26 protein-coding genes are annotated in these 24,197 nt (G+C 71.0%); 7 read left to right on the forward strand and 19 right to left on the reverse strand.

The features are described 5' to 3' along the window. Positions 1-16 precede the first annotated feature (16 nt). The 3 genes from AC4BGC_RS12400 to AC4BGC_RS12410 form a co-directional block, all read right to left on the reverse strand. Positions 17-1,099 carry a branched-chain amino acid aminotransferase gene (locus AC4BGC_RS12400; RefSeq protein ID WP_490556046.1) on the reverse strand — a complete coding sequence of 361 codons (1,083 nt, stop codon included), beginning with the start codon at positions 1,097-1,099 and terminating at the stop codon, positions 17-19. Between the two features lie 294 nt (positions 1,100-1,393). Then, positions 1,394-2,452, reverse strand: a complete 1,059-nt coding sequence (locus AC4BGC_RS12405; protein ID WP_490556047.1) for a 3-isopropylmalate dehydrogenase — start codon at positions 2,450-2,452, stop codon at positions 1,394-1,396. A 24-nt stretch (positions 2,453-2,476) separates the two neighbouring features. Next, positions 2,477-2,602, reverse strand: a complete 126-nt coding sequence (locus AC4BGC_RS12410; protein ID WP_490548148.1) for a hypothetical protein — start codon at positions 2,600-2,602, stop codon at positions 2,477-2,479. 359 nt (positions 2,603-2,961) lie between these two features. On the opposite strand from AC4BGC_RS12410, the gene AC4BGC_RS12415 reads away from it, so the two are divergent. Beyond that, on the forward strand, positions 2,962-3,528 hold the full coding sequence (locus AC4BGC_RS12415; protein ID WP_490556048.1) for an O-methyltransferase: 567 nt from the start codon (positions 2,962-2,964) through the stop codon (positions 3,526-3,528). On the opposite strand, the gene yczE is transcribed toward AC4BGC_RS12415, so the two are convergent. Next, the gene (yczE, locus tag AC4BGC_RS12420; RefSeq protein ID WP_490556049.1) at positions 3,529-4,242 is read right to left on the reverse strand and encodes a membrane protein YczE; all 714 of its coding nucleotides are present in this window, start codon (positions 4,240-4,242) and stop codon (positions 3,529-3,531) included. It lies immediately after the preceding gene. Positions 4,243-4,303: 61 nt separating this feature from the next. Here yczE and yczR point away from each other — a divergent pair, with 61 nt between their 5' ends. Next, positions 4,304-5,737, forward strand: coding sequence for a MocR-like transcription factor YczR (gene yczR / locus AC4BGC_RS12425; protein ID WP_490556050.1), 1,434 nt, complete (start codon positions 4,304-4,306; stop codon positions 5,735-5,737). Between the two features lie 27 nt (positions 5,738-5,764). Here yczR and serA read toward each other — a convergent pair whose 3' ends face one another. Together serA and AC4BGC_RS12435 are read right to left on the reverse strand one after the other, a co-directional pair. Next, entirely contained in the window at positions 5,765-7,366 is a 1,602-nt protein-coding gene (serA, locus tag AC4BGC_RS12430; RefSeq protein WP_490556051.1) for a phosphoglycerate dehydrogenase, read from the reverse strand. A 102-nt stretch (positions 7,367-7,468) separates the two neighbouring features. Further along, entirely contained in the window at positions 7,469-8,185 is a 717-nt protein-coding gene (locus AC4BGC_RS12435) for a DsbA family oxidoreductase (RefSeq protein WP_490556053.1), read from the reverse strand. 149 nt (positions 8,186-8,334) lie between these two features. Between AC4BGC_RS12435 and AC4BGC_RS12440 the strand changes: the two genes are divergently transcribed. From AC4BGC_RS12440 to AC4BGC_RS12450, 3 genes are all read left to right on the forward strand, one after another. Continuing rightward, positions 8,335-9,234, forward strand: coding sequence for an ABC transporter ATP-binding protein (locus AC4BGC_RS12440; RefSeq protein WP_490556055.1), 900 nt, complete (start codon positions 8,335-8,337; stop codon positions 9,232-9,234). Then, the gene (locus AC4BGC_RS12445; RefSeq protein ID WP_490556057.1) at positions 9,231-10,097 is read left to right on the forward strand and encodes an ABC transporter permease; all 867 of its coding nucleotides are present in this window, start codon (positions 9,231-9,233) and stop codon (positions 10,095-10,097) included. Before AC4BGC_RS12440 ends, AC4BGC_RS12445 begins: the two co-directional genes overlap by 4 nt. An 81-nt stretch (positions 10,098-10,178) precedes the next feature. Beyond that, positions 10,179-10,730, forward strand: coding sequence for a GtrA family protein (locus AC4BGC_RS12450; RefSeq protein ID WP_490548139.1), 552 nt, complete (start codon positions 10,179-10,181; stop codon positions 10,728-10,730). 22 nt (positions 10,731-10,752) lie between these two features. Here the strand turns inward: AC4BGC_RS12450 and AC4BGC_RS12455 are convergent, their stop codons facing one another. The 8 genes from AC4BGC_RS12455 to AC4BGC_RS12490 form a co-directional block, all read right to left on the reverse strand. Next, on the reverse strand, positions 10,753-12,318 hold the full coding sequence (locus AC4BGC_RS12455) for a hypothetical protein (RefSeq protein WP_490556059.1): 1,566 nt from the start codon (positions 12,316-12,318) through the stop codon (positions 10,753-10,755). A 64-nt stretch (positions 12,319-12,382) separates the two neighbouring features. Further along, positions 12,383-12,739: a hypothetical protein gene (locus tag AC4BGC_RS12460; RefSeq protein ID WP_490548137.1), complete on the reverse strand. Its 357-nt coding sequence runs from the start codon at positions 12,737-12,739 to the stop codon at positions 12,383-12,385. Positions 12,740-12,838: 99 nt separating this feature from the next. Beyond that, complete coding sequence (locus AC4BGC_RS12465) at positions 12,839-13,186, reverse strand: DNA polymerase ligase N-terminal domain-containing protein (RefSeq protein ID WP_490556060.1); 348 nt, start codon at positions 13,184-13,186, stop codon at positions 12,839-12,841. A gap of 125 nt (positions 13,187-13,311) precedes the next feature. Next, positions 13,312-14,340 carry a ketol-acid reductoisomerase gene (gene ilvC / locus AC4BGC_RS12470; RefSeq protein WP_490556062.1) on the reverse strand — a complete coding sequence of 343 codons (1,029 nt, stop codon included), beginning with the start codon at positions 14,338-14,340 and terminating at the stop codon, positions 13,312-13,314. A gap of 107 nt (positions 14,341-14,447) precedes the next feature. Next, positions 14,448-15,002, reverse strand: a complete 555-nt coding sequence (ilvN, locus tag AC4BGC_RS12475) for an acetolactate synthase small subunit (RefSeq protein WP_490548133.1) — start codon at positions 15,000-15,002, stop codon at positions 14,448-14,450. Beyond that, complete coding sequence (locus AC4BGC_RS12480; protein WP_490548132.1) at positions 15,002-16,759, reverse strand: acetolactate synthase large subunit; 1,758 nt, start codon at positions 16,757-16,759, stop codon at positions 15,002-15,004. Before AC4BGC_RS12480 ends, ilvN begins: the two co-directional genes overlap by 1 nt. Positions 16,760-16,997: 238 nt before the next feature. Then, positions 16,998-17,669 (reverse strand): 4a-hydroxytetrahydrobiopterin dehydratase, encoded by a 672-nt coding sequence (locus AC4BGC_RS12485; protein WP_490556064.1) that lies wholly within the window; start codon positions 17,667-17,669, stop codon positions 16,998-17,000. Positions 17,670-17,692: 23 nt separating this feature from the next. After that, a complete protein-coding gene (locus AC4BGC_RS12490; RefSeq protein WP_490556066.1) occupies positions 17,693-18,379 on the reverse strand; it encodes a GNAT family N-acetyltransferase in 687 nt (228 codons plus the stop codon). A 22-nt stretch (positions 18,380-18,401) separates the two neighbouring features. Here AC4BGC_RS12490 and AC4BGC_RS12495 point away from each other — a divergent pair, with 22 nt between their 5' ends. After that, complete coding sequence (locus AC4BGC_RS12495; RefSeq protein ID WP_490556068.1) at positions 18,402-20,087, forward strand: aminotransferase class V-fold PLP-dependent enzyme; 1,686 nt, start codon at positions 18,402-18,404, stop codon at positions 20,085-20,087. A gap of 12 nt (positions 20,088-20,099) precedes the next feature. Here AC4BGC_RS12495 and AC4BGC_RS12500 read toward each other — a convergent pair whose 3' ends face one another. Continuing rightward, on the reverse strand, positions 20,100-20,660 hold the full coding sequence (locus tag AC4BGC_RS12500; RefSeq protein WP_490556070.1) for a GNAT family N-acetyltransferase: 561 nt from the start codon (positions 20,658-20,660) through the stop codon (positions 20,100-20,102). A 38-nt stretch (positions 20,661-20,698) separates the two neighbouring features. Between AC4BGC_RS12500 and AC4BGC_RS12505 the strand changes: the two genes are divergently transcribed. Next, positions 20,699-21,004: an antibiotic biosynthesis monooxygenase family protein gene (locus AC4BGC_RS12505; RefSeq protein ID WP_490548127.1), complete on the forward strand. Its 306-nt coding sequence runs from the start codon at positions 20,699-20,701 to the stop codon at positions 21,002-21,004. A gap of 4 nt (positions 21,005-21,008) precedes the next feature. Here AC4BGC_RS12505 and AC4BGC_RS12510 read toward each other — a convergent pair whose 3' ends face one another. The 4 genes from AC4BGC_RS12510 to ilvD form a co-directional block, all read right to left on the reverse strand. Beyond that, complete coding sequence (locus tag AC4BGC_RS12510) at positions 21,009-21,419, reverse strand: VOC family protein (RefSeq protein ID WP_490556071.1); 411 nt, start codon at positions 21,417-21,419, stop codon at positions 21,009-21,011. Positions 21,420-21,424: 5 nt separating this feature from the next. Continuing rightward, positions 21,425-21,922 (reverse strand): SRPBCC family protein, encoded by a 498-nt coding sequence (locus AC4BGC_RS12515; protein WP_490548124.1) that lies wholly within the window; start codon positions 21,920-21,922, stop codon positions 21,425-21,427. Then, positions 21,919-22,287 (reverse strand): ArsR/SmtB family transcription factor, encoded by a 369-nt coding sequence (locus AC4BGC_RS12520; protein WP_490556073.1) that lies wholly within the window; start codon positions 22,285-22,287, stop codon positions 21,919-21,921. The genes AC4BGC_RS12515 and AC4BGC_RS12520 overlap by 4 nt, the downstream gene beginning before the upstream one ends. Before the next feature lie 101 nt (positions 22,288-22,388). After that, positions 22,389-24,092, reverse strand: coding sequence for a dihydroxy-acid dehydratase (gene ilvD / locus AC4BGC_RS12525; protein WP_490548121.1), 1,704 nt, complete (start codon positions 24,090-24,092; stop codon positions 22,389-22,391). Between the last annotated feature and the right edge of the window lie 105 nt (positions 24,093-24,197).

Here is a 24,197-nt window from a genome sequence, read left to right on the forward strand (position 1 = left end):
AACGGTAGTCGGGCCATCAGCAGACCCGGTGCATCCACCCGAACGCGTCGTCGGCGCGGCCGTACTGGATGTCGACCAGGTCCTGGCGGATCTCCTTGGTCAGCGGGCCGGCCTCGGTGGAGCCGCCGACCTCGCCGCCGGCCCACTTCAAGGTGCCGACGGGGGTGACCACCGCAGCGGTGCCGCAGGCGAAGACCTCGGTGATCTCGCCGCTCGCGACGCCCTCGCGCCACTCGTCGATCGAGAACTTCCGCTCCTCGACCCGGTAGCCCTTCTTGGTGGCAAGGTCGATGATCGCGGAGCGGGTGATCCCCTCCAGGATGGTCCCGGTCTCGGGGGTGACGATGTGCCCGTCCTTGAAGACGAAGTACATGTTCATCCCGCCGAGCTCCTCGACGTACTTGCCCTCGGCGACGTCGAGGAAGACCACCTGGTCGCAGCCGTGACCGATCGCCTCCTGCTGCGCCACCAGGGAGCTGGCGTAGTTGCCGCCCGTCTTCGCCGCACCCATGCCACCGCGTCCGGCGCGGGTGTACTCCTCGGTCAGCCACAGCCTGAGCGGGGTGAGCCCGCCCGTGAAGTAGGACCCCGCAGGCGACGCGATCACCATGAACGTGGCGTGCTGGGCCGGCCGCACCCCGAGGAACACCTCCGAGGCGATCATGAACGGGCGCAGGTAGAGGCTCTTCTCCCCCTCCGGCGACGGGACCCAGCGGTGGTCCACCCGCACCAGGGCGTCGACCGCCTGCACGAAGTCCTCGGGGTCCAGCACCGGGAGCGCCAGCCGCTGCGAGGACCGCGCCATCCGCTTCGCGTTCTCCTCGGGCCGGAAGGTCCAGATCGACCCGTCCGCGTGCCGGTAGGCCTTCATCCCCTCGAAGATCTCCTGCGCGTAGTGCAGCACCGCGGAGGCCGGGTCGATGCTCAGCGGCCCGTACTTCGTGATCCGGGCGTCGTGCCACCCCTGCTCGCGCGTCCACTCGAGGCTGAGCATGTGGTCGGTGAAGTAGGTGCCGAACCCGGGGTCGGCGAGGATCTCGGCGACCTCGGAGTCGTTGCGCGGTGCGTCCGAGACGGTGGTGGTGATGTCGAGCGTCATAAGGGCACGCTATCTCTCGTCGATGTGGGTTTCGGAGTCACTCTCGGTGGCGCAACGGGGCCGGAACCACCACGGGGTCGGCTCCGGTCGTGCCGCCCAGCACCCCCTCAGTCGCTTGGCGGCCCGCGTCGCTCGGACTTCCCTGCCGTTCCCGGCCTGGTCTTCTCGCGCCGCGCGTCGCTTTTACGCTCCCTGTCGGGGGCCCTGGCCGTCCCGCCCGGAGCCGGGTTCGGCGGGTCCGGCACCGGGCCGCCGGGGCCGGGGCCGGGCAGCCCCGGTGACGAAGGGCCGGGGTCAGCCAGCGACGCGGGCGGCCACGGAGTCGCCGATCTCCGAGGTGCTGCCGCGCTCGCCGCCCTCGCGAGCGGCCAGGTCGGCCACGACCGCGTCCTCGACCTTGGCGGCTGCGTCCTCGAGGCCGAGGTGGTCGAGCATCAGGGCCACCGACAGGATCGCTGCCGTGGGGTCGGCCTTCTGCTGGCCCGCGATGTCGGGGGCCGAGCCGTGGACCGGCTCGAACATCGACGGAGCGGTCCGGTCGGGGTTGACGTTGCCGCTGGCCGCGAGGCCGATACCACCGGTGACGGCCGCCGCGAGGTCGGTGATGATGTCGCCGAACAGGTTGTCGGTGACGATCACGTCGAACCGGGCGGGGTCGGTGACCATGAAGATCATCGCGGCGTCGATGTGCATGTAGTCCACCGTGACCTCGGGGTACTCCGCGGCCACGCTCTGCACGAGCCGCCACCAGACCTGGCCCGCGTTGACGAGCACGTTGGTCTTGTGGACCAAGGTCAGCTTGCCGCGGCGCTTCTGGGCCCGGCGGAAGGCGTCGCGCACCACGCGCTCGACCCCGAAGGCGGTGTTCACCGACACCTCGGTGGCGATCTCGTGCGGCGTACCGGCGCGGAGGACACCGCCGTTGCCCGTGTAGGGGCCTTCGGTGCCCTCCCGCACGACGACGAAGTCGACGTCCCCGGGGGCGGCGAGGGGTGAGGCCGCACCGGGGAAGATCCGGTTGGGTCGCAGGTTCACGTAGTGGTCCAGCGCGAACCGCAGCTTGAGGAGCAGGCCGCGCTCGAGGAGCCCGGCCGGCAGCTTCGGGTCGTTGGGCTTGCCACCGATGGCGCCGAGGAGGATCACGTCGTGGTGGCGGATCTCCTCGAGCACCGAGTCCGGGAGCACCTCGCCGGTCGCGAGGTAGTGCTCCGCGCCGAGCTCGTAGCGGGTGGGCTCGAACTTGACGCCGGTCGAGGTGGCCTCGAGGACCTTGAGGGCCTCTGCGGTCACCTCGGAACCGATCCCGTCACCGGGGATGACGGCAAGCTTCACAGACTCGTTCGTGGGGGGCATGGACCAGATGCTAGTGGACCTGCATCAGTTGTCGTCCGGGCGCTGTCCCCCGTTGTCACGCAGGTCGAGCGCGGCCTGGAGGGCCTGCCTGCTCCACGAGCTGTCCGGGTTGTTCCTGGCCGGTCCCCACTCGGGGTACATGTCGTACATCGTGCTTCTCCTGGAGTTGAGTCAGTCTTGAAAGGGGACTCCGGGAGGAGAGGAACCGCTCGACGCCGATGGATCACAAGGGCGGATGCGGTTCGCGAGAAATCAGGGGTGGGACTTCTGTGTCTCGCTCGCGGAGGGGTTGAGAGGCCTGTCGGCGGGTACGCCGAACTCCGCGGCGAGGTGGCCTATCGAATCGAGGCCCCGCCACGGCGGCAAATAAGTACGAAGTTCCTCCGCATGATGTGCGCAAGCCTACGCCTGCCTCCCAGCCGTTCGAAGCCGGGGACACGCCGCATCTCGCGATTCGAGACGACCGTCTCGTCGTTGGGATGGCCCGAGGGATTTGCGAGACTCGGGGCATGAGTGCTCCGCCTGAGGTCCCTGAGATCGTGTCCCGGGCGTTCGCGGTCTCGCGCCGAGCCGGCTACGTGTCCTTCTGCCGCAACGAGACCGGGCGGCTGCTCGCGACCCTGGCCGCCACGAGGTCCGGGACGATGGCCGAGTTCGGCACCGGCGCCGGCGTCGGCACCGCCTGGCTGCGCTCCGGCGTACGCCCCGGCACGCAGATCATCTCCGCGGAGGTGGACTCGGACCTCGCCGTCGCCGCGCAGGAGATCTTCCAGGACGACCCGCAGGTCGAGGTGCTCGCCGCCGACTGGTCGACGCTGCGCAACAAGGGGCCGTACTCGCTGCTGTTCCTGGACCCCTCGGTCCCCGAGGACGCCGACGTCGACGTGGTGGCCGACCTCGTCGAGCCCGGCGGCATCGTCGTGCTCGACGACTTCGCCCCCTGCCAGATGTGGCCGCCGATCACCGACGGCCGCGTCGACATGCTCCGCGAGAACTGGCTCCTCGACGAGCGCTTCGCCGCCGTCGAGGTGATGGTCGCCCCCGACGCCAGCGCCCTGATCGCCACCCGCCGCTAGTCACACCTCAGGGCGCCGCGCGGGCAGCTTCGCCTCGTTGAGCTCGACGATGCAGCGCGGCAGCATCACCTGGACCAGCGGACCGATCGCGAGGGTGTAGAGCACCGTGCCGACGCCCACGACTCCACCGAGGGCCCAGCCGACCGCGACCACCACGACCTCGAGGCAGGTGCGCACCACCCCGATGGGCATGCCGGTCCGCCGGTGCAGGCCGGTCATCAGCCCGTCCCGGGGACCGGGGCCGAACTGCGAGCCGATGTAGACGGCCGTGGCCAGCGCGTTCAGCACCACCCCGGCCACCATCAGCGCGGCGCGCTCCCAGAGCACGTCGGGGGTGTCCAGCACCTTGATGGTCGCGTCCGCGACGAGCCCGACGACCAGGGAGTTCGCGATCGTGCCCAGCCCCGGGGGCTCGCGCAGCGGGATCCACAGCAGGAGCACGACCAGGCTCATCACGATGACGGCGGTGCCGATGCTGATCGGCAGGTGCTCGGCCATCCCCTGGTGCAGCACGTCCCAGGACGCGTTGCCCAGCGTCGCCTGGATCAGCATCGCCAGGGTGATGCCGTAGAGCACCAGCCCGAGGGTGAGCTGCACCAACCGCCGCGGCAGCCGGCCCGCCCGGAGCTGGGCAACCGGGCCGAGGCGGGCCAGGTCGCGCACCCGACGGGGCACCGCGTCCCCCAGGGACTCGAGAGGGGGCTGGCTGGTCATTACCTCATTGGATCGCGAAGTGGTCTGGTCGCAAACATCCAATGCTGATTCACTGGTCTGCATGTCCCGCCTGATCTCGGCCCCCCGGATCGCCACCCTCCTCGGCGACTTCGACCGCTCCCCCGCCTACCGGGGCCTCGCCGAGGGACTGCGGGTGCTGATCACCGACGGCCGGGTCCCGGTCGGCGTACGACTTCCCAGCGAGCGCGACCTGACCGGGGCGCTCGAGGTCAGCCGGACCACGGTGACCCGCGCCTACGCGCAGCTGCGCGAGCACGGGTACCTGGTCTCGCGCCAGGGGTCCGGGAGCGTGGCCAGCCTCCCGGCGACCCGCGGGCACCGTGGCGACCACCTGCTGCCGCCGGGAGACCTCCCCGAGGACAAGATCGACCTCACCTGCGCCGCGCCGCTGCCCGGTCCGGGGGTGCTCGCCGCCTACGAGCGTGCGGTCGCGGAGCTGCCGGCGTACCTCGCGGGGACGGGCTACTACCCCTCCGGGCTGCCGGCGCTGCGCGAGGCCGTCGCGTCGTCGTACGCCGCACGGGGGCTGCCCACCAGCCCGGACCAGATCATGGTCGTGCCGGGGGCCATGGCCGGTGTCGCGATCTCGGCGCGGGCCCTGCTCGGCATGGGTGACCGGGCCGTCACCGAGAGCCCGACCTACCCCAACGCGATCGCGACGCTGACCCACTCGGGGGCGCGGATCGTCGGCGTCGACCTGCCGCGCGACGAGACCGACACCGACGCCCTGACCACGACCCTGCGCCAGGTGGCTCCTCGGGTCGCCTACCTGATCCCCGACTTCCACAACCCGACCGGCTCGCTGATGGGCCCTACCGGGCGGGCCGCGGTCGCCCGGACCCTTGCGCGGACCCGCACCACCCCGATCATCGACGAGTCGATGGTGTTGCTCTCCCTGGACGGCCAGGAGATGCCGCCGCCGTTCGCGTCGTACCTCGAGGACACCGTGAGCGTGGGCAGCCTGAGCAAGCCGTTCTGGGGCGGCCTGCGGATCGGCTGGATCCGGGTGCCGCCTGCACGGATGGACGCGTTCTTCCGTGCCCGGCTGACGCTGGACCTCGGGGCTCCCCTGCTCGAGCAGCTCGTGGCGACCGATCTCCTGCGCGACGGCGAGGACCTGCTCGGCCACCGGCGCGAGCAGCTGCGCGCCTCCAGGGACGCCGCCCTCGTCGCCGTCGGCCAGCACCTGCCCGACTGGCGGCCCACGCGGCCGACCGGGGGCCTGAACCTGTGGTGCGAGCTCCCGGACGCGCTCTCCACGGCGCTGGTGCCCCGCGCCGAGCAGCGCGACGTCCTCCTCGCCTCCGGGCCCAGCTTCGCGCCGGAGGGAGGCCTCGACCGGTTCGTCCGGCTCCCCTACACCCAACCGGCGCACGTGCTGGTCGACGCGATCGCCCGGTTGGGCCTGGCCTGGCGCGAGACCGTGGCCGACCCCGGCTTCACCCCCCGCCTGGCCCCGAACCTGGTGGCCTGACCGGGACGTTCGTGCCCGCTCGGCGAACTACTCGGAGAGGTCGACCCCGCGGACCATGTCGGCCGAGATGGAGGTGCGGATGTCCTCGAGCACCTCGGCGGTGACGGCGGAGTCGACGGAGAGTGCGACGAGGGCCTGGCCGCCCTTCTCGGCGCGGGAGACCTGCATGCCGGCGATGTTCACCCCGGCCTCGCCGAGGATGCGGCCCAGGGTGCCCACCATGCCGGGCCGGTCCCGGTAGGTGAGGAAGGCGAGGTGCTCGGTGGGCTCGAGGTCGACCACGAAGTCGTTGACCTCGACGAGGCGCTCGCGCTGGCCGATCCCGATCAGGGTGCCGGAGACCGAGACCTGCGACCCGTCGACCAGGGTGCCGCGCAGGGTGATCAGGTTGCGGTGGTCGGGGCTCTCGGAGTCGGTGATGAGCCGGACCTCGGTGCCGCGCTCGGCGGCGAGCAGGGGTGCGTTCACGTAGGAGACGTCGTGCTCCACCACCTCGCCGAAGACGCCCTTGAGCGCGGCGAGCTCGAAGACCTTGACGTCGTGGTCGGCGATCTCGCCGCGGACCTCGACGTCGATCTGCTGGGCGACCTCGCCCGCGAGGGCGGTGAAGATCCGGCCGAGCTTCTCCACCAGCGGGATCCCGGGGCGCACGTCCTCGGCGATCAGGCCGCCCTGCACGTTGACCGCGTCCGGCACCAGCTCGCCGGACAGGGCGAGGCGGACAGACCTCGCCGCGGCCAGGCCGGCCTTCTCCTGCGCCTCCGCGGTGGAGGCACCGAGGTGCGGTGTCGCCACGACGTTGTCCAGCTCGAACAGGGGCGAGTCGGTGCACGGCTCCTGGGCGAAGACGTCGAGGCCGGCGGCTGCGATCCGGCCGGTCTTGAGGGCGTCGTACAGCGACTTCTCCTCGACGATCCCGCCCCGCGCAGCGTTGACCAGCACCAGGCCGGGTCGGGCCAGCGCGAACTGCTCCGCGCCGATCAGGCCGATCGTCTCGGGGGTGCGGGGCAGGTGCACGCTGATGAAGTCCGACTCGGTCATCAGCTCCTCGAGGGTGACCATCCGTACGCCCATCTGGGCCGCGCGCCCGGGCTGCACGAACGGGTCGTAGGCGATCACGTCCATGCCGAACGCGGCCAGCCGGTGCGCCACGAGTACGCCGATCCGGCCCAGGCCCACGATGCCCAGGGTCTTCTCGAACAGCTCGGTGCCGGTGAAGTTGCTGCGCTTCCACTCCCCCCGGGTCAGCGCGGCGTGCGCCGGGCTGATGTGCCGGGCGGCGGCCAGCATCAGCGCGACCGCCAGCTCCGCGGCGCTGGTGATGTTGGCGGTCGGGGCGTTGACCACCATCACGCCGTTCTGGGTCGCGGTCCGCACGTCGATGTTGTCCAGGCCGACCCCGGCACGTGCCACCACGCGGAGCCGCCGCGCCGCACCCAGTGCCTCGGCGTCGACCCGGGTCGCAGAGCGCACCAGGATCGCGTCGGCGTCCACGATCGCCGCCAGCAGCTCGGCGCGGTCGGCGCCGTCGCAGTGCCGGATCTCGAAGTCGGGACCCAGGGCGGCCACAGTGGCCGGGCTGAGCTCCTCGGCGATGAGTACGACGGGCCGCGGACGGGTGTGGGTCACAGGGTTGGTCCTCGCATGGTGGACGGGATGCGTGGCCCGAGAGCCGCGGAGCACGGTGCCGTGCGGAGCCTCAACCCTACCTGCTGAGCCGTGCCCTCGAGCTCAGACCGGGCACCCGTCGGGACCGCAGATCTCGCCGTCGGTCGCCGCGGCGCCCACGTGCTCCAGCGTGGGGTGGGACTCGCTCCAGGCACGCTCCAGCACCTCGAGGAACGTGTCGGCGGGCTGGGCGCCGGAGACGCCGTACTTGCGGTCCACGACGAAGAACGGGACCCCGGTTGCGCCCAGGGAGGCTGCCTCCCGGACGTCGGCCTCGACCGCTTCGGCGTACTCCGCGCCGGCGAGCACGTCCTCGACCCGGGCTGGGTCCAGACCCGCCTGCTGCGTGACGTGGCGCAGGACCTCCGGGTCGGCCACGTTCTCCGCCCGCAGGAAGTACGCCGCGAGCAGCTCCTCCTTGAGCACCGACTGCAGTGCCGGCCCTCCGGCGTCGAGCGCGAGGTGGAGCAACCGGTGGGCATCGACGGTGTTCGCGCGCTGGGCCTCGGAGAGCCGGAAGATCAGCCCTTCCTCGGCGGCGACCGCCTCCACCTGCTCCAGCATCCGGCGACCGGCCTCCGGCCCGCCGCCGTACTTGTCGCCGAGGTGCTCCGCGACCGTCTGGTCGGGGACCCGCGGCGAGGAGGGGTCGAGCTCGAAGGAGCGGTAGACCACCTCGACCTCGTCGCGGTGCTCGAACCGCGACAGCGCCGTCTCCAGCCGCCGCTTTCCGATGTAGCACCACGGGCACACGACGTCCGACCAGATCTCGATCCTCATGTGTCGCACAACCACGCCGCGGGGTCCCGTGTTCCCGCCGCCCCCGGCGCGCACCCCCGGCTCCCCTGAGGCACCTCAGGGACGGCTCAGGGGTGAGTCCAGCAACCTCCCTGATGTGGCCGGACCCCGTCGGCGACGAGGCTCGGACCATGATCACGGTTGATTCCCTCACGAAGACCTACGGCCGCTTCACCGCCGTCGACGACGTCACGTTCACCGCCCGTCCCGGACGAGTGACCGGCTTCCTGGGCCCCAACGGGGCCGGCAAGTCCACCAGCATGCGGGTGATGGTCGGGTTGACCCCGCCCACCTCCGGCGACGTCCGCATCGACGGACGCCTGTACGCCGACCTGCCCAACCCGGGCCGCGAGATCGGGGTGCTCCTCGACGCGTCCGCGCAGCACGCCGGGCGCACCGGCCGCGAGATCCTCTCCATCGCCCAGCGCACCATGGGGATCCCCAAGGCGCGGGTCGAGGAGATGCTCGACCGGGTGAGCCTCACCGAGAACGAGGCCGGCCGGCGGGTGCGCAACTACTCGCTCGGCATGCGCCAGCGGCTCGGGATCGCCACGGCGCTGATCGGGGACCCCCGCGTGCTGATCCTCGACGAGCCGGCCAACGGCCTCGACCCCGCAGGGATCCGCTGGATGCGCGACCTGCTGCGCAGCTACGCCGACCAGGGCGGCACCGTGCTGCTCTCCTCGCACCTCCTCCACGAGATCGAGGTCATCGCCGACGACCTGGTGCTGATCGGCAACGGCCGCATCGTCGCCCAGGGCACCAAGGCCGAGCTGCTGCAGGCGGCCGGGACCGTCGCGCGCAGCGCCTCGCCCGACCGGCTCGCGCACGCGCTCGAGGCCGCCGGCATCACGGCGGCCGCGTCGCCCGACGGGTCGGTGCGCACCAGCGCCGACGCCGCCCGGGTGGGCCAGGTCGCCCTGGCCGCCGGCATCGCCCTGACCGAGCTCCGGTCCGCCGACGGAGCAGGGCTCGAGGAGATGTTCCTCGAGCTCACCGCACAGTCACAACGAGAAGGAGCAGCAGCATGAGGTCATTCCAGGAAACCGCCCGTCACGCCCTCGCCGACGCGGCGTCCCCGGATGCGGCCGGCCTGCCCGTCGAGCGCGGGGCGGCCCGGAGCGCCGCCACCCGGGCCGAGCCCGCTCCGATCCCGCTGGGCCGGGTCGTCGGGGTGGAGCTGCGCAAGATGTTCGACACCCGGTCGGGCTTCTGGCTGCTGGCGAGCATCGGCATCACGGCCCTGCTCGCCACCGGGGCGGTGATCTTGTTCGCTCCGGAGTCAGAGCTCACCTTCGAGACCTTCGCCAGCGCGATCGGCTTCCCGATGGCGGTGATCCTGCCGATGATCGCGATCTTGTCGGTGACCAGCGAGTGGAGCCAGCGCAGCGGGCTCACCACGTTCACGCTGGTCCCCCACCGCGGCCGCGTCATCTGGGCCAAGGCGATCTGTGCGGTGGGCGTCGGTGTCGCCTCCATGCTGGTCGCGCTCGTGGTGGGAGCACTGGGCAACGTGGTCGGCACGGCCATCACCGGCACGGAGACCGTCTGGAACGTCTCGGTGACCGAGTTCGCCCTGATCGTGCTGGCCAACGTCCTCGGCCTGCTGATCGGGTTCATGCTCGGGGTGCTGATCCGCAACTCGGCCGGCGCGATCGTGGCGTACTTCGTCTACTCCCTGGTGCTGCCCACGATCTTCGGGATGCTGGCCGCCTTCCAGCAGTGGTTCGCGGACCTGCAGGCCTGGGTGGACTTCAACTACTCCCAGACGGCGCTGTTCGACGGGACCCCCTCGGGAGAGCAGTGGGCCCAGCTGGGCGTCTCCGGTGCGATCTGGCTGGCTGCTCCGCTCGCGGTGGGGCTCTGGCTGGTGCTGCGCTCGGAGGTGAAGTAGCCGACCCGCCCCCGAGGCGGTGGTCCTCCCCTCGTCGTGGCGGGCGGGGTGGAGGACCACCGCCTCGGTACTGTCGGTCGGGTGCGACGGATCCGTGACTACGTGTTCGTCCGGCACGGCCAGAACTGGAAGCTGCTGTTCCGGTTCGCGGCCGTGGGCGGCACTGGCGTCGTGGTGAACCTGCTGGTGGTGATCGCGTGCAACAAGCTCGGCGCCGATCCCGACCACGTGGCCGTCGACCTGCCCGGCACCGACTTCAACGTCCGCTGGTACCACGTCTACGCCACGCTCGCGTTCCTGGTCGCGAACCTGTGGAACTTCCAGCTCAACCGGCGGTGGACCTTCCGCAGCTCGGTGCACGCCAGCTGGCGCCGCGAGTACGTCCCCTTCCTGGTCGTGGGGCTGGCGGGCCTGCTGGCCAACCTCGGGCTGCTGACGCTGATGCTCCACCCCGGTTCGCCCCTCGCCCTGCCGAGCGGGATCTTCGACGACTCCAGCGGCTTCCGGACCCGGCTCTACTGGGCGCAGCTGATCGCGGTCGGCTTGGTCACGCCGCTGTCCTTCGTGCTGAACAAGGTGTGGACGTTCTCCTCCGTGCGTGGGCTCTCGCGTGAGGCCGCCCGCCGCCCCTGAGTCGTCTCAGCCGGGCGTCGTCTCAGTCGGGCAGCAGCGACAGCGAGGGCGCCCGGGCGATCGAGGTGCAGCGCGAGTCCGCGGTCGCGTCCGGCCGGGGGTCCGGCACGGGGTGTGCCCGGCTCTCGTCCGCGCGCAGGAACACCATGGCCCCGCAGATCCGCGCGACCGGGCGGTAGTGCTCCCTGATCGCCGCGCCGATCGAGCCGGGCGGAGGCGTCCGGCGTACGGGCGCGAAGCTGACCACCCAGGTCGGCGCCTCCGGCCCGGCCAGCAGCCGCTCGAGCCGGCGACCCCGGGGATCGAGGGTGCGGGCCGGGAGCGCCCAGAGATGGGGGTACGGCGAGTCCAGGCCCGCGGCGTAGTTGACGTTCGACTGCCCCGGGAGGGTGACGATGGTGTCCTGCGGCGCGGACACGTCGGCGATCGCCTCCCCCACGAGCTCCTGGGCGGTCCGGGGAGGCGACGTCAGCAATACTGCCCAGGCGATCACGGCGCTGATCCCCGCAGCCACGCCCAGGACACGGATGAAGGACCCCCGGGCCGCCACGATCCCGGTCAGGGCTGCGACCGGCACCACGGGCTGGATCAGGTAGTGCAGCCAGTAGCTGGTCCCCGCGGCCACGGAGAACACGTCGAAGGCGAGCACCGCCAGGAGCGCCAGCACGTAGGCGTCGCGGTTGCGTCGCCGGAGTCCCGCGACGGTGACCCACACCGCGAGCAGCAGCAGCCCACTGAGCAGCGCCGCGGTGGTCATCGCGCCGAGCCGGTCCCAGGAGAACGCGGACTCCGACCCGACCCTGGACGCGGACGCCTCGGCGGCATCGAGGCGGAAGGGGTACATCGCGTAGAGGACCGGGCCCAGGCGGGTGCCGTGGGCCAGGGTCCAGGCGGCCACCACGGCACCGCCGGCGAGCGCGCCCGCCGCGAACGCAGCGGCGTGCCGCAGGGCGTCATCGGGGCGCAGCGAGCGCGAGAGCAGCCTCGCGAGCAGGGCGACCGCCACGAAGACGAACACGTCGGCGAGGTTCTGCTTGGTCAGGATCGCCGCGACCGCGAGCACCCCGCCCACGGACTGGAGCAGCAGCCCGCGGCGCCCGCCCGTGACGAGACCGCGCACCACGCACCCGATGCCGGCGGCGACGAACGGCGCGGCCACCAGCTCCCCGTCGACCATGAACGACCAGTGCAGCGGGGTGCAGAGGAGCGCTGCCCCCGTCACCGCCGCCCACCGGGCAGCGCGGTTTCCCGCAACCGAATGGGCGATCCAGGCGACACAGGCCACGGTGAGCGCCGCGGCCAGGGCCCCGAGGAGGCGCAGGGCGAGCAGGCCCCCGAGCCGCTCGGCCAGGCCGTAGAGGGTGATCAGGACCGGTGGCCGGTCGACCCAGTAGCCGCCGTACAGCCCTCCGTCGGCGGCGTGGCCCCCCAGGCGCCACCCACCACCGACCAGCAGGAACCCGCCCTCGTCGGGCCAGGCCGGGAGGTCGAGGAGCGGGATCCGGAGCGCGATGGTGGCGACCACGGCACCGCCGACGACCCAGCGGGTGGCGCGAGCGCCGTCGCTGCGCACCTCGCCGGGTCCCATGCAGCACAGGTTGCCACGTGGGGATGAGCGAAAACCTGGTGTTCAGCGCCTCGCGGCGCCCGTCTCAGTCCCTGGCCCCGGCACCCGTGTCGACCCTCGGGTCGTCGTCCGTCCCGCCGCCAGCTGTCGCCGTCCGGGCGCGGGACCCTGCGGTCAGGGCACCGATGCCGACGCCGAGGCCGGTGACGACCAGCAGCAGCCCGGCGATGCGCCACCCCTGCAGGCCGGACTCGTAGCGCCGGACCTCGCGGTAGCTCGCGGCGGTGATGGGGCACCCGGACGCGTTGTCGACGAACCCCGAGGGCGGCGATCCCGGCGCGAGACAGGTCGGCTCGGGCTTGCGCAGGTCCTGCAGGGCGAACGACGCGATGCCGAGCACCACGAGGACTGCTGCCACCACGACAGCGGGAGTGCGAGACATCTGACGACCTCGTGCGGTGGTGCCCGAACAGGTCCGGGCGACGGCGGCTGGCGGCCCGAGCCAGGGCAGGCAGAGGCTACCGGTCGCCGCCCGATCCGGTCACGGCTGTTCACGTGTCAGATGGACCAGCCAGTCCCGCCCGGTGTCGATCAGGGCGTAACGCCGCGCGCCGCCCCGTCCGTGCAGCACGAACACGAACCGCCGCTCGTCGCGGTTCTCGAGCTCCCACCAGCCCTCGTCGGCGATCCGCTTGTCGGCGTCGGTGTACGACGCGTGCCCGAGATCGTGGTCCGCCACCGCCACGGCGAGCCGGTCCCGCCGTACGTCGTCGGGCAGCCCCTTGGGCACCGCCCACGACCGCAGCACCCCGCCCTCCTCGAGCCGCAGGTCGAAGTGGTGGGTCGGCTTGTCGTGCTCGTGGAGCACGAAGACCGGGCGGTGGGTCATCTGGTGATTGTGGTGGGCGGGTGGGACGGTTTCCCAGGTCATGAACCGGAACTGCCTCTTCACACACCGTGTGAGGTGTGTGAAGAGGCAGTCTGGGTTCATAACCTGGGAAACCGGGAACCCCGTCAGCGGCCGGCGGTGCCCTCGACGTAGTCCGAGTCGTGGCTCTTGACCCAGGCCATCAGCTTGCGAAGCTCGCGACCGGTCTCCTCGATCGGGTGCTGCTCGCCCTTGGCGCGCAGCTCCTTGAACTCCTTGGCGCCGTTGTCCTGGTCGTCGATGAAGCGCTGCGCGAAGTTGCCGTTCTTGATGTCCTCGAGGACGGCCTGCATGTTCTCCTTCACGTGGGCGTCGATCACCCGGGGGCCGGAGACGTAGTCGCCGTACTCCGCGGTGTCGGAGACCGACCAGCGCTGCTTGGCGATGCCGCCTTCGTACATCAGGTCGACGATCAGCTTCAGCTCGTGGAGGCACTCGAAGTAGGCGACCTCGGGCTGGTAGCCGGCCTCGGTGAGGACCTCGAAGCCGTACTGCACCAGCTGGCTGGCGCCACCGCAGAGGACGGCCTGCTCACCGAACAGGTCGGTCTCGGTCTCCTCGGTGAAGGTGGTCTTGATGCCGCCGGCGCGGAGGCCGCCGATCGCCTTGGCGTAGGAGAGGGCGAGGTCCCAGGTCGTGCCGGACTCGTCCTTCTCCACCGCGACGAGCACGGGCACACCGCGGCCGTCGACGTACTCGCGACGCACGAGGTGGCCGGGGCCCTTCGGGGCGACCATGAACACGTCGACGCCCTCGGGCGGGGCGATGTAGCCGAAGCGGATGTTGAAGCCGTGGCCGAAGACGAGGGTGTCTCCCGGCGCGATGTTCGGCTCGACGGACTCGGTGTAGAGCTTGCGCTGCACGTGGTCGGGGGCGAGGATCACGATCACGTCGGCCTCTTCGACCGCCTCGGCCGGGGTGAGCACCCGCAGGCCCTCGGCCTCCGCCTTGGCGCGGCTCTTGGAGCCCTCGGGCAGGCCGATGCGGACGTCGACACCGGAGTCGCGCAGCGACAGGGAGTGCGCGTGCCCCTGGCTGCCGTAGCCGAGCACGGCCACGTTCTTGCCCTGGATCAGGGACAGGTCAGCGTCGTCGTCGTAGAACATTTCAGCCACAGGGGCTCTCCTTCATCTCGTGAATCTTGTTGGCTTGGTGAGGGTTGTGGACGGCTCCGGGGCGGCAGGACGCTTGATGAGCGTCCATAACCCCGATTTACATGGGGTCAGCCCGGGATCGAGTACGCCGCAGGGACGGACACCGGGACCGGGCGCAGGGTGCGCTCGGAGATGGAGCGGCTGCCCCGGCCGATGGCGACCATGCCCGACTGGACGAGCTCGCGGATGCCGAAGGGCTCGAGCACGGCGAGGAAGTCCTTGAGCTTGGCGGCGTTGCCGGTCACCTCGATCGTGACCGCGTCGAGGGCGACGTCGACCACCTTCGCGCGGAACAGCTGCACCGCGTCGAGGACCTGCCCGCGGGTGTCCGCGTCGGCCCTGACCTTGACCAGCAGGAGCTCGCGCTCGACGGACTCGCGGTCCTCGAGCTCGACGATCTTGATCACCTCGACCAGCTTGTTCAGCTGCTTGGTGACCTGCTCGAGCGGTGACGACTCCAGGCCGACCACGATCGTCATCCGGGAGATCTCGGGGTGCTCGGTCGGGCCCACCGCGAGGGAGTCGATGTTGAACCCCCGCCGGCTGAACAGGCCCGCGATGCGTGCGAGCACGCCGGGCTTGTTCTCCACGAGCACGGAGAGCGTGTGCTTGTGCGTGCTCATCAGAGATCGTCCTCCTCGAACTCGGGGGCCAGGTCACGGGCGTACTTGATCTCGTCGTTCGAGGTCCCGGCTGCGACCATCGGCCACACCATCGCGTCCCGCTCGACCCGGAAGTCGACCACGACCGGCACGTCGTTGATCTCCATCGCCTTGTTGATCGTGGCGTCCACGTCGGAGGGGTGGTCGCAGGACAGCCCGACGGCGCCGTACGCCTCGGCGAGCTTCACGAAGTCCGGCACCCGCTTGGACTGGAGGTCGGTGTTGGAGTAGCGGCCCTCGTAGAACAGGGTCTGCCACTGGCGGACCATGCCCAGCGACTCGTTGTTGATCACGGCCACCTTGATCGGGATGCCCTCGATCGTGCAGGTGGCGAGCTCCTGGTTGGTCATCTGGAAGCAGCCGTCACCGTCGATCGCCCACACCGTGGTGTCGGGGCAGCCGACCTTGGCGCCCATCGCGGCCGGAACCGCGAAGCCCATCGTGCCGAGGCCACCGGAGTTGATCCAGGTGTTCGGGTGCTCGTACTGCACGAAGTGGGTGGCCCACATCTGGTGCTGGCCCACGCCGGAGACGTAGATGGACTCGGGTCCGGAGATCGCGCTGAGGCGCTCGATGACGTACTGCGGGGCCAGGCCCTCGGCGGGAGCGTCGTACCCGAGCGGGTACTGCATCTTCACGCCCGCCAGGAACTTCACCCAGCCCTCGTAGTCACCGGTGGTGCCGGTGTCCTGCGCGGCCTTCAGCGCCATGATCAGGTCGGAGATCACCTCGCGGGCGTCACCCACGATCGGCACCTCGGCGAACCGGTTCTTGCCGATCTCGGCGGGGTCGATGTCGGCGTGGATCACCTTGGCGCCGGGGGCGAACGAGTCCAGGTTGCCGGTGACCCGGTCGTCGAAGCGGGCGCCGAGGCTGATGATCAGGTCGCTCTTCTGCAGCCCGGCGACCGCCGCGACGGTACCGTGCATGCCCGGCATCCCGAGGTGCTGGGGGTGGCTGTCGGGGAACGCGCCACGAGCCATCAGCGTGGTGACGACCGGGATCCCGGTGAGCTCGGCCAGGGTGCGCAGCTCCTTGGCCGCGCGCGAGCGGATCACGCCCCCGCCGACGTAGAGCACCGGGCGGCGCGACTCCAGGATCAGCCGGGTCGCCTCCCGGATCTGCTTGGAGTGCGGCCGCGTCACCGGCCGGTAGCCGGGGAGGTTGAGCTCGGTCGGCCAGGAGTAGGTGGTCTCGGCCTGCAGCGCCGACTTGGCGACGTCGACCAGCACCGGGCCGGGGCGTCCCGTGGAGGCGATGTAGAAGGCCTCGGCGACCACGCGCGGGATCTCGGCGGCGTCGGTGACCAGGAAGTTGTGCTTGGTGATCGGCATCGTGATGCCGCGGATGTCGGCCTCCTGGAAGGCGTCGGTGCCGATCATGCTGGCGCCGACCTGCCCGGTCACCGCGACCATCGGGACCGAGTCCATGTAGGCGTCGGCGATCGGGGTGACGAGGTTGGTGGCGCCGGGCCCGCTGGTCGCCATGCAGACGCCAACCTTGCCGGTGGCCACGGCGTAGCCCTGGGCCGCGTGTCCCGCGCCCTGCTCGTGCCGGACGAGGATGTGCCGGATCTTGGAGTCGTAGAGAGGGTCGTACGCCGGCAGGATCGCCCCTCCGGGGATCCCGAAGATGCTCTCGGCACCGGCACTCTCCAGGGACTTGATCAGGCTCTGCGCGCCGGTGACGCGCTCGCCCTCGGTTCCCTGCTCGGACATCGCACTCCTCTTCCTGCCTGGTTCAACCTGTCGTGTTTCGGCCAACAAAAAACCCCTCGAGCCTGTCGGCGAGCGAGGGGTGGACGCGTGGGGCGGAGGGTTCAGGCCCTCAGCTCACGCGTCGCGTGCGTACAAGGAGATCGAAACGCATGGGCACAAGGATGCCCTCGCACCCCTCACTGCTCAACTCAGTGTGCCATCAGTCCCGACAGGCGAGACACGTGCCCGCATCCTGAACCTAGTCACGCCCCTGCCAGGTGCAGATGCACGCTTGGTTGCCGTCGGAGTCGGCGAGCACCCAGAAGGCCGGGGCGTACTGGTCGGTGACCAGCCTCCCACCCGCCTCGAGCGCCGCCTCGATCCGGGTCTGGGCCACGTCGTGCGGCACGGAGACGTCGAGGTGCCAGCGCTGCCGGCCCTCGTCCTCGGAGTCGGTGGGCTGGAACCACACCGTCGGCGTGCGGGCTGCGGCGTCGGTGACCTGGTCGTCGTCGGAGGCCTCGTAGCCGAGGATCGCCGACCAGAACGGGGAGATCCGCCCCATGTCGGGGGTGTCGAGCGCGAGCTCGATCACGTCCGGCGCCCGGTCGGCCGTGGCCACCCCGGCCTCGTCGGCGAGGTCGCTGATGGTCCGGGCGAGCCGGATGTCGCGGGCGGTGATCGCGTTGACGTCGTGACTCTTCAGCGACACCGTCACGTGGGGGTAGCGAAGGTCCACGTCGGGGTGGTGGTCCGCGGCGTCGGCCGCCTCGGCGATCCGGGACACCAGCGCCGCGCCGGTGCCGAAGTCACCGGTCTCGTAGCGCACGGTGAGGCGGTCGAGCACCTTGCGCCAACCGGCCAGCCCCGACTCCGCGATCTCGGCCCCGGTGAGGGCCTTCCTGTCCTCTGCTGCCTTGCCCTGCGCCATCGCTGGCTCCTCTCAGTGTCGGTTCACCTGGTGTCCAGGCGCGCGTGCTGCCGCCCATGCTCGTCGAAACCGGCCGGTTCCAGCCAGGTCTCGAAAGCCGTCCTGATCCGCGGCCACTCGTCGTCGGTGATCGCGAACCACGCGGTGTCCCGGTTGCGCCCCTTGTAGACCACGGCGTTCCGGAAGACGCCCTCGAAGGTGAACCCGAGCCGCTCCGCAGCCCGGCGCGAGGGCTCGTTGAGGGAGTCGCACTTCCACTCGTAGCGGCGTACGCCGGCCGAGCCGAAGGCGTGCGCCGCCATCAGGTACATCGCCTCGGTCGCGGCGGTGCTGCGCCGCAGGGCCGGACCGTAGGTGATGTTGCCGACCTCCGCGGTCCGGTTGGCGTGGTCGATCCGCAGCCAGGTCGCGACCCCGACCGCGGTGCCGTCGGGGAGGACGATCGCCAGCGGCACGGTCGCCGGGAGGGCGTGCAGGTGGTCGAGGTATGCGGTGAACTCCGCCCGGCTGTCGAAGGGGCCCGCCGACATGTAGGTCCACACCGAGGGCGGCGAGTCGACGCACAGCGCGGCGTACAGCGCGTCGGTGTGCTGCTCGGCCAAGGGCTCCAGACGGCAGCTGCGGCCGGTGAGCGTCACCGGCCCCAGGGGGACGCCGGCGACCGGGTCGACGGGGTCGCCGACCGGTTGCCCGTGCACGTTGAATCGCATGCGCTGAGCCTAGAGTGAACAGATGACCGCCTCCCCCCTCCTGCGACTGATCCGGGACTCGGTGATCGGGGAGGACCACGTGATGCGCACCCCGTACGGCGACCGGCGGGTGACCTACGCCGACTACACCGCCTCGGGCCGCGCGCTGTCGTTCATCGAGGACTTCATCCGCGACGAGGTGCTGCCGAGCTACGCGAACACGCACACGGAGTCCAGCGGCACCGGCCTGCAGACCACTCGCCTGCGCGAGGACGCCCGGAGGATCATCCACGAGGCGGTCGGGGGCGACGAGGAGACCGTGGTGATCTTCGCCGGCTCCGGGACGACCGGTGCGATCTCCAAGCTGATCGGCGTCCTGGGCCTGCGGATCCCCTCGGCGCTGGAGGACCGGTACTCCCTGCTGGAGCAGATCCCGCCGCAGGAACGGCCGGTGGTGTTCATCGGCCCCTACGAGCACCACTCCAACGAGATCCCCTGGCGCGAGTCGATCGCGGACGTCATGGTGATCCCGCAGGACGCCGACGGCCACATCGACCTCGACGCGCTGCGCGCGGCCCTCTCGGACCATGCGGAGCGGCCGCTGAAGATCGGCTCGTTCTCGGCCGCCTCCAACGTCACCGGCATCGTGTCGAACACCGAGGCGATCACCCGGATCCTGCACGAGCACGGTGCCCTGTCCTTCTGGGACTTCGCCGCGGCGGCGCCGTACGTCGACATCGAGATGTGCCCCGGCGGCCCACAGGACCGGGCGGCGTACAAGGACGCGGTCTTCCTCTCACCGCACAAGTTCATCGGCGGCCCGTCGACCCCGGGGGTCCTGGTGGCGCGACGCGAGCTGTTCGGCAACCGGGTGCCCGAGGTCCCCGGCGGCGGCACGGTGGCCTACGTCAACGACGACGACCACGCCTACCTGCCCGACCCCGAGCACCGCGAGGAGGGCGGCACTCCCGCGATCATCGAGTCCATCCGCGCCGGCCTGGTCTTCCAGCTCAAGGAGGCCGTCGGGGTGCCGGCGATCCGCGCGGCCGAGGAGCGGTTCCTGGGCCGCGCCGTGGCCGCGTGGCGCCAGGAGCCCGCGATCGAGATCCTGGGCAACCTCGAGGCGCCGCGGCTCTCGATCGTCTCGTTCGTGGTGCGCGCGCCCTCGGGCCGCTACCTGCACCACAACTTCGTGGTCGCGCTGCTCAACGACCTCTTCGGCATCCAGTCCCGTGGCGGCTGCTCCTGCGCCGGGCCGTACGGCCACCGGCTGCTCGGGATCGACATGGCGCAGAGCCGGGAGTTCGAGCGCGAGATCACCGGCGGCTGCGAGGGCATCAAGCCCGGGTGGGTGCGGGTGAACTTCAACTACTTCCTCTCCGACACCGTCGCCGACTACATCGTCGAGGCGGTGCGCCTCGTGGCACGCGACGGGTGGCGGCTGCTCGGCGACTACCGCTTCGACACCACGAGCGGGGTCTGGACCCATCGCGACGGCCTGGTCGAGCCGCCGCTGCGACTGACCTCGATCACCTACGACGAGCAAGGGATGCACCCGCCGACGTCGCAGCTGACCGGTGACGAGTCCCTGCTCCGGCAGCACCTGCTCGACGCCGAGGAGATCCTCGCCGGCGCCGCCGAGCCCGACCTCACTCCCCCGGCCTCGGTCTCCGCCGACTTCGAGCACCTGCGCTGGTTCGACCTGCCCGCCGTCTCGGTAGCGCGCTGAGTGGCCGAGGACCTACCAGCGCCGTAGGAGGTGGTGGACCGTTCCCTCCCAGTCCGGGGCAATCGGGTCCGCGACGAAACCGGCCGCGACGGCGCATCGGCGGCTCGCGTGGTTGTCCTCGTCGATCCCGAGCGCGAAGACCCGCACGTCGGCCAGCTCCGGGGCCTCGACCCAGGCACGGAGCATCGCGGCGCCGTACCCCTGGCGCCACCGGCCCGGGTCGATGACGTAGGCGCTGCCCATCGCAGGCCCGGGCTCGACGCTGCTGACCACTGGTCGTTCGGGGTCCGAACCGTCGTACGAGGCCCAGGTGTCGTAGACCTCGCCACCGAGGTACCCGACCGGGACCCTGCCGGCCCAGGCGAGCCAAGCATGGTTGCGCAGCACCTTGCGGCCGCGGAACTCCTCGCCTGCGACCTCGCGTGCATCCAGGCGCAGCGCTCGAGCCGGCCACTCCGGGCCGCCGAGCCGCAGCTGGACCTCGGGGTCCTCGAACCACGCGCTCACGCGGTCGAGGTCGGCCGGCTCGAACGCGCGGAGCACGAGTCGGGTAGCGTCGGGAACCGCGGGCATGGTCGTCACGCTAGTCAGGGGTGACTAGCCTCGACCTCATGTCAGTCGTGAAGATCAACGCCATCTCCGTCCCCCCGCAGGCGCACGAGGAGCTGGAGAAGCGCTTCTCCAACCGGGCCCACAGCGTCGACGGCACCCCGGGGTTCCTCGGCTTCCAGCTGTTGCGGCCGGTCAAGGGCGAGGACCGCTACTTCGTGGTGACCCAGTGGGAGGACGAGGAGTCCTTCGCCGCCTGGCGCGACGGCCCGGCGATCGACGCCCACTCCGGTGAGCGCGCCAAGCCGGTGGCCTCGGGCGCGGACCTGCTGGAGTTCGAGGTCGTGATGGACGTGCGCCCCAGCTGACCCACTAGGTCGCGACGAGGTCGGGCATCGCGGGGTTGACCGCGATCTCCCAGCGGAAGCCGTCCGGGTCGGCGAAGTAGCCGGTGTAGCCGCCCCACTCGCGATGCCGCGGGCCGCTCACCTCCGCCCCCAGCGACCGGGCGAGGTCGAGGATCTCCTCGACCTCGGCCTCGGTCGCCACGTTGTGCGCCAGTGTGACCGGCACCGCGCCCTGGCCGCGGCGGATCGGGCCGACCTCGGACTCGAAGCCCTGCTCGGACCACAACGACAGCATCAGCCTCTCCCCTGCCCGGATCATCAGCACCTCGCCGGGGACGAACACCTCCGGGCTCCACCCGAGCCCGTCGACGTAGAACGCCCGGGTCCGGTCGAGGTCGGCGACGGCCAGGGTGATGAAGCTGATCCGCTGGTCCATCGCGGTCAGAGGGCCCCGTCGGCGAGCAGCGCGTCGAGCTTGGCGTAGCCGTCGTTCACACCGACGTCCATCCCGCTGGACAGCATGCCGTCGCGGGCCTCGAAGCTGTCGATGAGCGAGGTGGCGTGCAACCGGGTGACGCCGTCGCCGAGCTCCTCGAACCACATCGTCTCGAGCGAGACGCCCTCGGGCATGCCCTCGAAGGTGAAGGTCTGCACGAGCCGGTTCTCCCCGACCTCGTGGAAGCAGCCGTGGAAGCCGTACTCCTCGCCCTCGTGGATGTTGGTGAACCGCCAGCTGCCACCGGTGCGTGCGTCCCAGTGGTCGATCCGGGTCTCGATGCCGTCCGGGCCCACCCACTTCGCGTACAGGTCGGGGTCGGTGTGCGCCCTGAGCAGCTGCGCCGGGGTGGCGCGGAAGTCGCGGGTCATCCGGATCAGCGGGACCGACGGGTCGGCCTCGATCGTGGTGGTGCCGTCGGCGGTCTTCATGGTGGTGCTCATGATGCGGTTCCTTCCCTGCGGGTGTCGGCGTCGAGACCGTTCTCGGCGTCGTTCATCTCGGCCAGCACCGCGTCGAGACGGCGGTACCTCTCCTCGGCCTGCTGGCGGTAGCGCTCGATCCACTTGGTCATCAGGTCGAGCACGTCGGCCTCGAGATGGACCGGTCGGCGCTGCGCGTCCCTGCCGCGCGTGACCAGGCCTGCCGTCTCCAGCACCTTGAGGTGCTTGGAGACCGCCTGCACGCTCACGTCGTACGGCGCGGCCAGCTCACCGACGGTGGCGTCGCCCTCGGTCAGGCGGGCGACGATGTCGCGGCGGGTCGGGTCGGCCAGTGCGGCGAACACCTGGGACAGCTGATCGGGCATCTCGTCCTCAACTGATTGGTTGAATAAGTCGAGCCTAGGAAACAGCAACGCCCCTTGTCAACCATTCGGTTGACAAGGGGCGTCGCAGGCGCGGAGCGGGACTAGCCGCAGACGGCCCCGTGGGCCGCCGACTGCACCAGCTTGGCGTACTTGCCCAGCACGCCCTTGGTGTACTTCGGCGCGTTCGGGGTCCAGCCGTCCTTGCGGGCGGCGAGCTCGGACTCCTCGATGGCGACGTCGAGCGTCTTGCCCGCCACGTCGAGGGTGATCTGGTCGCCGTCGCGCACGAACGCGATCGGACCGCCGTCGACGGCCTCGGGGGCGATGTGGCCCACGCACAGGCCCGTCGTACCGCCGGAGAAGCGGCCGTCGGTGATCAGCAGGACGTCCTTGCCGAGGCCGGCTCCCTTGATGGCGCCGGTGATCGCGAGCATCTCGCGCATGCCCGGTCCGCCCTTGGGACCCTCGTAGCGGATCACCACCACATCGCCGGCGGTGATCTGCCCCTCGGTGAGCGCGTCGAGCGCGGCCCGCTCGCCGTCGAAGACGCGGGCGGTGCCGGTGAAGGTGGTGTCGTCGAAGCCCGCGGACTTCACCACGGCACCGTCGGGCGAGAGCGACCCGCGGAGCACGGTGATGCCGCCGGTCTTGTGGATCGGGGCGTCCATCTGGCGCAGCACCTCGCCGTCGAGCGGCTTGGGCGCGAGCGCCTCGAGGTTCTCGCGCATCGTCTTGCCGGTGACCGTGAGGCAGTCGCCGTGCATCAGCCCGGCGTCGAGCAGCGCCTTCATCACCACGGGGATGCCGCCGATCTTGTCGACGTCGTTCATCACGAAGCGCCCGAACGGCTTCAGGTCGCCCAGGTGCGGCACCTTGTCGCCGATCCGGTTGAAGTCGTCGATGGTCAGCTCGACCTCGGCCTCACGGGCGATCGCCAGCAGGTGCAGTACGGCGTTCGTGGAGCCGCCGAGCGCCATCACCACGGCGATCGCGTTCTCGAAGGCCTCCAGGGTCATGATCTGCCGCGCGGTGATCCCCTCGCGGAGCATCCCGACCACGGCCTCCCCCGAGCGCTGCGCGAACCCGTCGCGCCGGCGGTCGACGGCAGGCGGGGCGGCGGACCCGGGCAGGCTCATCCCGAGCGCCTCGGCGACGGCCGCCATCGTGTTGGCGGTGTACATCCCGCCGCAGGCACCCTCACCGGGGCAGATCGCGCGCTCGACGCGGTCGACCTCCTCGCGGGTGATCTTGCCGGCGAGGCAGGCGCCGACGGCCTCGAACGCGTCGATGATCGTCACGTCGTTGCCGTCGACCTGGCCCGGCAGCGTGGACCCGGCGTACAGGAAGACCGACGCGAGGTCGAGACGGGCGGCAGCCATCAGCATCCCGGGCAGGGACTTGTCGCAGCCCGCGAGCAGCACCGAGCCGTCCAGCCGCTCGGCCATCATCACCGTCTCCACGGAGTCGGCGATCACCTCGCGCGAGACCAGCGAGAAGTGCATCCCCTCGTGGCCCATGGAGATGCCGTCGGAGACCGAGATGGTGCCGAACTCAAGGGGGAACCCGCCCGCTGCGTGGACACCGACCTTGGCCGCCTTCGCGAGCCGGTCCAGGGACAGGTTGCAGGGGGTGATCTCGTTCCAGCTCGAAGCAACCCCGATCTGCGGCTTCACCCAGTCGTCGTCACCCATGCCCACCGCGCGGAGCATCCCCCGGGCCGCGGCCTTCTCCAGGCCGTCGGTGACGTCGCGTGAACGGGGCTTGATGTCGGGTGCGGAGCCCTGCGGAGAATCCTGCTGTGTCATGAGGTCGAGACTACTTCGGCGCCGTCGCACCCGGTCCTCCTGGTTCGCCCCTGGACCACTCTCGACACCCGGAGTAACGGGTCTCACTGCGCCGATCGCCCCGCT

The organism is Nocardioides sp. Z38_18 (assembly GCF_058215695.1).